The sequence below is a fragment of the Streptomyces sp. NPDC007971 genome (assembly GCF_042958635.1).
GTDB lineage: Bacteria > Actinomycetota > Actinomycetes > Streptomycetales > Streptomycetaceae > Streptomyces.
Genome location: NZ_JBIBJK010000053.1, coordinates 1 through 8,338, shown reverse-complemented (window position 1 = coordinate 8,338; position 8,338 = coordinate 1). Strand labels below are relative to the sequence as shown.

Below are 8,338 nucleotides of genomic sequence, written 5' to 3'. Positions count from 1 at the left end.
GTGGGTCATTCGCAGGGTGAGATCGCGGCGGCGACGGTGGCGGGGATGTTGTCGTTGGAGGACGGTGCGCGGGTGGTGGCGGTGCGTTCTCGGGCACTCACTGGTCTGTCGGTTCAGGGTTCGATGGTGTCGGTGGTGATGCCGTCGGGGTCGGTGCGGGAGCTTGTGGAGGGGTGGGGTGAGCGGTTGTCGGTGGCTGCGGTGAATGGTCCGGCGGCGGTGGTGGTGTCGGGTGAGCCGGAGGCGTTGGGGGAGTTCGAGCGGGAGCTGGCGAGGCGGAAGGTGTTGCGGTGGCGTGTTCCGGAGACGGATTTCGTCGCGCATTCGCCGGCGGTGGAGCCGTTGGCGGCGGTGCTGGAGGAGGAGCTGGCGGGGGTTGTTCCGCGGGTGGGTCGGGTGCCGATGGTGTCGACGGTGTCGGGTGGGTGGGTGTCGGGTGCTGAGGTGGGTGCGGGGTACTGGTTTGCGAATCTGCGGCGGATGGTGCGTTTCGAGGAGGCTGTTCGGGTTCTGCTGGGGGATGGTTACGGGGCGTTCGTGGAGGTGTCGCCGCATCCGGTGTTGAGCGCTGCGGTGCTGGAGACTGCCGAGGACGCGGGTGTTGCTGATGTTCTGGCGGTGGGCACGCTGGAGCGGGACAACGGCGGTGCCGGGCGGCTGGTCGCCTCGCTCGCGCAGGCCTACTGCGCCGGACTGCCGGTCGACTGGACGAAGGTGCTGCCCGCGGGCGACACGGTGGAACTGCCGACGTACGCGTTCCAGCACCAGCGCTTCTGGCTCGGGTCCGCGGCCGGGACCGCCACGACGACGGGTGGGGACGGCGCGGGCACGGCGGCGGAGGCGCAGTTCTGGGGAGCGGTCGAGGCCGGGGACCTGGCCCGGATCGCCGACACCCTGGCCATCGAGGACCAGCGGCATCTGGCCGAGGTGCTGCCGGCACTGGCGTCCTGGCGGCGCCGCGAGCGGGACCGGTCGGCGACCGAGGGCTGGCGCTACCGCGTGACGTGGGCGCCGGTGACGGTGCAGGGCTCGGATCCGCTGTCCGGGAAGTGGCTGCTCGTCGCCCCGTCCGGCGCGGCCGGTGACGACCTGGTACGGCAGTGCGGAGCGGCGCTGACCGCCCGCGGGGCCGAGGTCGTCGTGGCCGGGACGCCCGCCGACACCGTGGACCGGGCCGGCGCGGCCGCCGCGCTCGACGAGGCGATGCGGAGTGCGGGCACGGAGGCCGCCGGGCTGTCCGGTGTACTGTCCCTCCTCGCGCCGGACGAGACGCCCGTACCGGACCAGCCGGTGGTGCCCGGTGGCCTGGCCGCAACGCTCGCCCTGGTGCAGGCCCTCGGCGACACGGGCGTGGCCGCACCGCTGTGGGTCGTCACCCGCGGCGCCGTAGCGGCCACTCCGGGCGAGGCGCCGGCCGGCCCTGCGCAGGCGCAGGTATGGGGTCTGGGCCGCGTCGTCGCGCTGGAACACCCGGACCGCTGGGGCGGGTTGATCGACCTGCCCGCCACCCTCGACGACCGCGCCGCGGCGCGGCTGGCGGACGTGCTGTCCGGCTGCGGGGAGGACCAGGTCGCGATCCGGCAGACCGGACTCCTCGGCCGCAGGCTGACCCGCGCCCCGCAGCCCCGCGAGTCCGGGACGCGCTGGAAGCCGCGCGGAAGCGCGCTGATCACCGGCGGCACCGAGGCGATCGGCGGGCACGTCGCCCGCTGGCTGGCCGAACGCGGCGCGCCCCGGCTCGTGCTGACCGGCCTCGCCGGGCCCGCCGCCCCCGGCATCCCGGCGCTCGTCGCCGAACTGGCCGCCCGGGGCGCCCGCGTGGACGTCGTGGCGTGCGACCCCGGACAGCGTGCCGGGCTGGCCGCGGTGGTGGCCCGGATCGGGGCGACCGGACCCGCGCTGTCCTCGGTGGTGCACCTCGCGGAGGCCATCGACGACCGGTCGGTCGACGACCTCGACCTCGCGGAACTCGCCCCGGTGCTCGCGGCCAAGGCGGACGCGGCCGCCCGGCTCGACGAGCTGACCGCCGGTCTGGACCTCGACGCGTTCGTGCTGTTCTCCTCCGTCGCCGCCGTCTGGGGCGGCGGCCAGCAGCCGGGATTCTCCGCGGCGAACGCCTTCCTGGACGCCCTGGCGGAGGACCGCCTCGCCCGGGGGCTGGCCGCGACCTCGGTCGCCTGGGGCCCGTGGAGCATCGGCGCGATGGCCTCCGCGGACGACGGAGCCCAGCTGGAGCGGCGCGGGCTGCGCCTGATGAGCCCCGCTCCGGCCCTCCGGACGCTGGCAGCGATCCTGGACGGCGGCGAAGGACTGGCGACGGTCGCGGACGTGGACTGGGCACGGTTCGCACCGCCGTTCACGCTGCGCCGGCCCAGCCCGCTCATCGAGGAGCTGGCCGAGGTCAGGCAGGCCCTCGACGACACGGACACGGTCGGCGGCGACGCAGCCGGCGACCCGGACGCGGGCACCACCCTGAAGCGGCAACTGGCGGACCTCTCCGCCCCCGAGCAGGACCGGATCCTGGTCAACCTGATCAGGACCGAAGCCGCCGCCGTACTCGAGTACTCCTCCCCGGAGGCCATCGGCAGCGGCCGGGCCTTCAGCGACCTGGGCTTCGACTCCCTGACCGCCGTCGAACTCCGCAACCGGCTGGGCTCCGGCACGGGTCTGAAGCTGCCCGCGACCCTGCTCTTCGACTACCCGAACCCGGCGGTGCTGGCCGGATACCTGCGGTCCGAGCTGCTCGGTGTCCGCTCCCTCGGCACGGTCGCACCGGTCATGGCAGCGGCGGCGGACGACGATCCGGTGGTGATCGTAGGCATGGGCTGCCGCTTCCCCGGCGGGGTCAGGAACCCGGAGGAGCTGTGGGAGCTGCTGGACTCGCGCACGGACGCGATCGGCGCGTTCCCGCAGGACCGCGGCTGGGACCTCGACAACCTCTACGACCCGGACCCGGACCAGGCCGGAACGGCCTATGTGCGCGAGGGCGGGTTCGTCTACGACGCCACCGGGTTCGACGCCGGCTTCTTCGGGATCAGCCCGCGTGAGGCACTGGCGATGGACCCGCAGCAGCGGCTGCTGCTGGAGGTGTCCTGGGAGGCCCTGGAGCGGGCGGGCATCGTCCAGTCGTCGCTGCGCGGCAGCCGGACCGGCGTGTTCGCGGGAGCGAGCTTCGCGGGATACGCCGTCACCGCGCCCGCCGAGGGCCTGGAGGCGCACCTGCTGACGGGCACCACGACCAGTGTGGTCTCCGGCCGGGTGGCCTACACCTTCGGCCTGGAAGGCCCGGCGGTGACCATCGACACGGCCTGCTCGTCGGCCCTGGTGGCGCTGCACATGGCCGCCCAGGCGGTGCGCTCCGGCGAGTGCGAACTGGCGCTGGCCGGAGGCGCGTTCGTCGCGGCCACCGCGGACCTGTTCGTCTGGGTCAGCAAGCAGCGGGGCCTCGCGCCCGACGGCCGCTCGAAGTCGTTCTCGGCCGCGGCGGACGGCATGGGCATCGCCGAGGGTGCGGGCATGGTCGTCCTGGAGCGGCTGTCGGACGCCCGCCGCAACGGGCATCCGGTGCTGGCGGTGGTGCGCGGCTGCGCGGTCAACCAGGACGGCGCCTCCAACGGTCTGACCGCGCCGAACGGTCCCTCGCAGCAGCGGGTCATCCGGGAGGCCCTGGCCGGCGCCCGGCTGTCGCCCGCCGACGTGGACGTGGTGGAGGCGCACGGCTCCGGCACGGTGCTCGGCGACCCGATCGAGGCACAGGCGGTGATCGCCGCCTACGGCCAGGACCGGCCCGAGGGACGGCCGCTCTGGCTGGGGTCGGTGAAGTCCAACATCGGACACACCCAGGCCGCGGCCGGTATCAGCGGCGTCATCAAGATGGTGCTGGCGCTGCAGCACAAGCAGCTGCCGGCGACCCTGCACGCGGACGAGCCCTCGCCGCACGTGGACTGGTCCGCGGGCGAGGTGCGGCTGCTGTCGGAGCCGAGGCCGTGGCAGGCGGACGGCAGACCGCGCCGGGCCGGCGTGTCCTCGTTCGGCGTCAGCGGCACCAACGCCCACATCATCCTCGAAGAGGCCCCTGAGCCGGCGGACGCCGAGACCCCCGCGGACGCCGAGACACCCGCGGGCGCCGGGGCACCGCAGGCCCCCGCGGTCGTCGACGCCCCGGGGACCTGCGCCTGGGTGGTGTCCGGACGGACGGCGGACGGCCTGCGGGTGCAGGCGGCCCGGCTCGCCGAGCACCTGGCGGCGCGACCCGGGCTGGACCCGGCGGACGTGGCCTGGTCGCTGGCGCGGACCCGGTCGGTGTTCGAGTACCGGGCCGTGGTGACCGGCACCGGCCGCGAGGAACTGACGGAGGGCCTGGCCGCGGTGGCGGCCGGGGAACACGGCCCCGCGGTCGTCGCCGGGACGGCCGCCGCCGCCGAGGCGAGCGAGCCGGTCTTCGTCTTCCCCGGCCAGGGTGCCCAGTGGGCCGGCATGGGCCGGGAACTGATGGGCTCCTCCCCGGTGTTCGCGGCCCGGATCGCCGAGTGCGAACAGGCCCTGCAACCCCATATGGACTGGTCCCTCACCGAGGTGCTGAACGGCACCGACGGCGCACCCGGCCTGGACCGGGCCGACGTGGTCCAGCCGGCGCTGTGGGCCGTGATGGTGTCCCTGGCCGCGGTGTGGGAGGCGGCGGGCGTCACGCCCGGTGCGGTCGTGGGCCACTCCCAGGGCGAGATCGCGGCGGCCACCGTGGCCGGGATCCTGTCGCTCCAGGACGCGGCCGAGGTCGTCGCGGTCCGCAGCCGGGCGCTGTCCGGGCTCGGCACCGGCGGCGGAATGCTCTCCGTCGTGATGCCCGTCGCGGCGGTGCGCGAACTGCTGGACCCGTGGGGCGACCGACTGGCCGTGGCCGCGGTCAACGGGCCCGCCACCACCGTGGTCTCCGGCGAGAGCGACGCCCTCGCGGAGTTCGGTGCCGAACTCGCCGCCCGGCGCGTCCTGCGCTGGCCGGTCCCGGTGACCGACTTCGTGGCGCACTCGGCCGCAGTGACGGAACTGGATGGGGTCCTGACCGAACGCCTGGCGGGGATCCGGCCGGGCACCGGACGCCTCCCGATGTTCTCCACCGTCGAGTGCCGCTGGATGAACGGCACCGAGCTGGACGCCGCGTACTGGTACGCCAACGTCCGCCGGACCGTCCGCTTCGACGAGGCGGTCCGGGAACTGGCCGCGTCCGGGAACCGGACCTTCGTCGAGGTGTCCCCGCAGCCGGTGCTGACCACCGGGATCGCCGAGACGTTCGAGGACATGGGCGCGGCCGGCGCCCCCGTGATCACCGGGACACTGGACCGCGAGAACAGCGGCGCGCGCCGCCTGCTGACCGCGCTCGCCCAGGTGCACGTGGGCGGCACCCATGTCGACTGGCACCGGGTGCTGCCCGCCGGACGCCGCACCGACCTGCCCACCTACGCCTTCCAGCACCAGCGGTACTGGCTCGCGGCCTCCCGCCCGTCCGCGTCGACGGCAGCCGGCGGCGACGGCGCCGAAACGGCCGCCGAGGCCCGGTTCTGGGAAGCGGTCGAGGGCGGGGACCTGCAACGGCTCACCGATACGCTGGCCGTGGACGGACAGCGGCCCTTCAGCGACGTACTGCCCTCGCTGGCGGCCTGGCGGCGGCGCGAACGGGAACGCGACGTCACCGCGAACTGGCGCTACCGGGTCACCTGGACCCCCGTCACCGACCCCGCGCCGGCCACCCTGTCCGGCACCTGGCTGGTGGCCGTCCCCGCGAACGCGTCCGGCCGCACCGGGGAACTGGCCCGGGCGTGCGTCCACGCGCTGACCGCACGCGGCGCCCGCACCGAGCTCGTCGAGGTCGAGGCGGGCACGGCACGGCGCGACCTGCTGGCCGCCGGCCTCACCGCGGCCCTGCGGACCGGCGGCGACGGGGAGACGCCCGCCCGGGCGGCCGCGGTGGTGTCGCTGCTGGCGCTGGACGAGACGCCCACCGAGGCGCGGCCCGTGGTGCCCGCCGGACTGGTCGGCACCCTGACCCTGCTCCAGGCACTGACCGACGCCGGGATCACCGCCCCCCTGTGGATGCTCACCCGGGGCGCGATCGCCACCGGTCCCGGCGAGGTGCTGACCAGCCCGGTGCAGACCCAGGTCTGGGGCCTCGGCCGGGTCGTCGCCCTGGAACAGCCGGACCGCTGGGGCGGCCTGATCGACCTGCCCGCCGTGTTCGACGAACGCACCGCGAGCCGTCTCTGCGCGGTGCTCGCCGGCCGCGACGAGGACCAGGTGGCGCTGCGGCCCGCCGGCATCCTGGGCCGCCGTCTGACCCGGGCCCCGCAGCCCGCGGCGGGAGGGGAGTGGACCCCGCGCGGGACCGTGCTGATCACCGGCGGCACCGGCGCGATCGGCACCCACGTGGCCCGCTGGCTGGCCGGCCGCACCGAACGGCTCGTCCTCGCCAGCCGGTCCGGACCCGCCGCCCGCGGTGTCGCGGAGCTGGCCGCGAGCCTGGCAGCCGCCGGCACCCGGGTCGACATCAGCATCTGCGACAGCGCCGAGCGCGCCGACCTGGCGGGCGTCATCGACCGCATCGCCGCCGACGGGCCGCCGCTGACCGCGGTCCTGCACACCGCGGGCGTCCTCGACGACGGCGTGCTCGACCGGCTCGACGCCGAACGGCTGAGCACCACGCTCTCGGCCAAGGCCGCCGGCGCCGTCCACCTCGACGAACTGACCGCGGACCTCGACCTCGACGCGTTCGTGCTGTTCTCCTCGGCCGCGGCCACCTTCGGCGGCGCGGGCCAGTCCAACTACGCGGCCGCCAACGCGTTCCTGGACGGACTGGCGGAGAACCGGCGGTCCCGCGGCCTGCCCGCACGCTCGGTGGCCTGGGGCCCCTGGGCCGGCGAGGGCGTCTCCCAGGCCACCGACGCCGCCCGGCAGCGGCTGCGCCGCAACCGCTGGGAGGTCCTGATGGACCCGGACCTGGCGGTCAAGGCACTGGGCGCGGCACTGACCGGCCCGGACACCGTCCTGACCGTGATGGACCTCGACTGGCCCGCACTCGCGGCCGCTCCCGGCGCGGCGGACATGCTGCACGTACCGCTCCTGCGCGACCTGCCCGACGTCCGGCAGCTGAAGGCGTCGCCGACGGAGAGCGGCGGCCCCAAGACCGAGGGCGAGCTGGCCGGGCGGCTGACCGGACTGTCCCGCGCCGAGCAGGACCGGCTGCTCGTGGACACGATCCGCGGCGAAGCCGCCGCGGTGCTCGGCTACGCGAGTCCCGACGAGGTCGAGGCGACCCGGGCCTTCAGCGAGTTGGGCTTCGACTCCCTGACCGCGGTCGAGCTGCGCAACCGGATCGCCACGGTGACCGGGCTGCGGCTGCCCGCCACGCTGCTGTTCGACCACCCCAGCCCGACGGTGCTCGCCGAGCACCTGCACACGACACTGCTCGGAGCCCTGTCCGAGAGCACGGCCACCCCGCAGACGACGCCCGTCGCCGCCGTCGACGACGAGCCGATCGCCGTCGTGTCGATGAGCTGCCGCTTCCCCGGAGGCGTCAACTCACCTGCTGAGCTCTGGGAGTTGCTGGCCGCGGGCGGTGAGGGCATCTCGGGCTTCCCGCAGGACCGCGGATGGGACACCGACGCCCTGTACGACCCCGATCCCGCGCACGCCGGGACCACTTACTCCCGCGAGGGCGGATTCCTCCACCAGGCGGCCGAGTTCGACGCCGGGTTCTTCGGGATCAGCCCGCGCGAGGCGGTGGCGATGGACCCGCAGCAGCGGCTGCTGCTCGAACTGTCCTGGGAGGCACTGGAGTCCACCGGCCTGGACCCGGCCTCGCTGCGCGGCTCGCGCACCGGCGTGTTCATCGGCGGATACTCGTCGAACTACGCGATGGCCAGCATGCACCTGGACGCGCACAACGGCGCCGGGCAGTTGGAGGGCCATCTGGTCACCGGCAACGCGACCAGCATCATCTCCGGCCGGGTCTCGTACGTCCTGGGCCTGGAGGGCCCGGCGGTCACCGTGGACACGGCGTGCTCCTCCTCGCTGGTGGCGCTGCACATGGCCGCCCAGGCGGTGCGGTCCGGGGAGTGCTCACTGGCCCTGGTCGGCGGCGTCTCGGTCATGGCCACACCCTGGGAGATGGTGGGCTTCGCCCGCCAGCGCGGGCTCGCGGCCGACGGCCGGTCCAAGGCGTTCTCGGCGGCGGCCGACGGCATGGGCATGGGCGAGGGCGCCGGCATGGTGGTCCTGGAGCGGTTGTCGGACGCGCGGCGCAACGGTCACCGGGTGCTGGCGGTGGTGCGGGGTTCGGCGATCAACC

Annotated in this window: 1 protein-coding gene; it reads left to right on the top strand. The window is 75.0% G+C overall.

Annotation, left to right across the window (positions count from 1 at the left end):
* Nucleotides 1-45: 45 nt before the first annotated feature.
* Nucleotides 46-8,338 (top strand): type I polyketide synthase (locus tag ACFZCP_RS45575; RefSeq protein WP_391443094.1); only part of this gene is annotated, 8,293 nt, incomplete at its 3' end.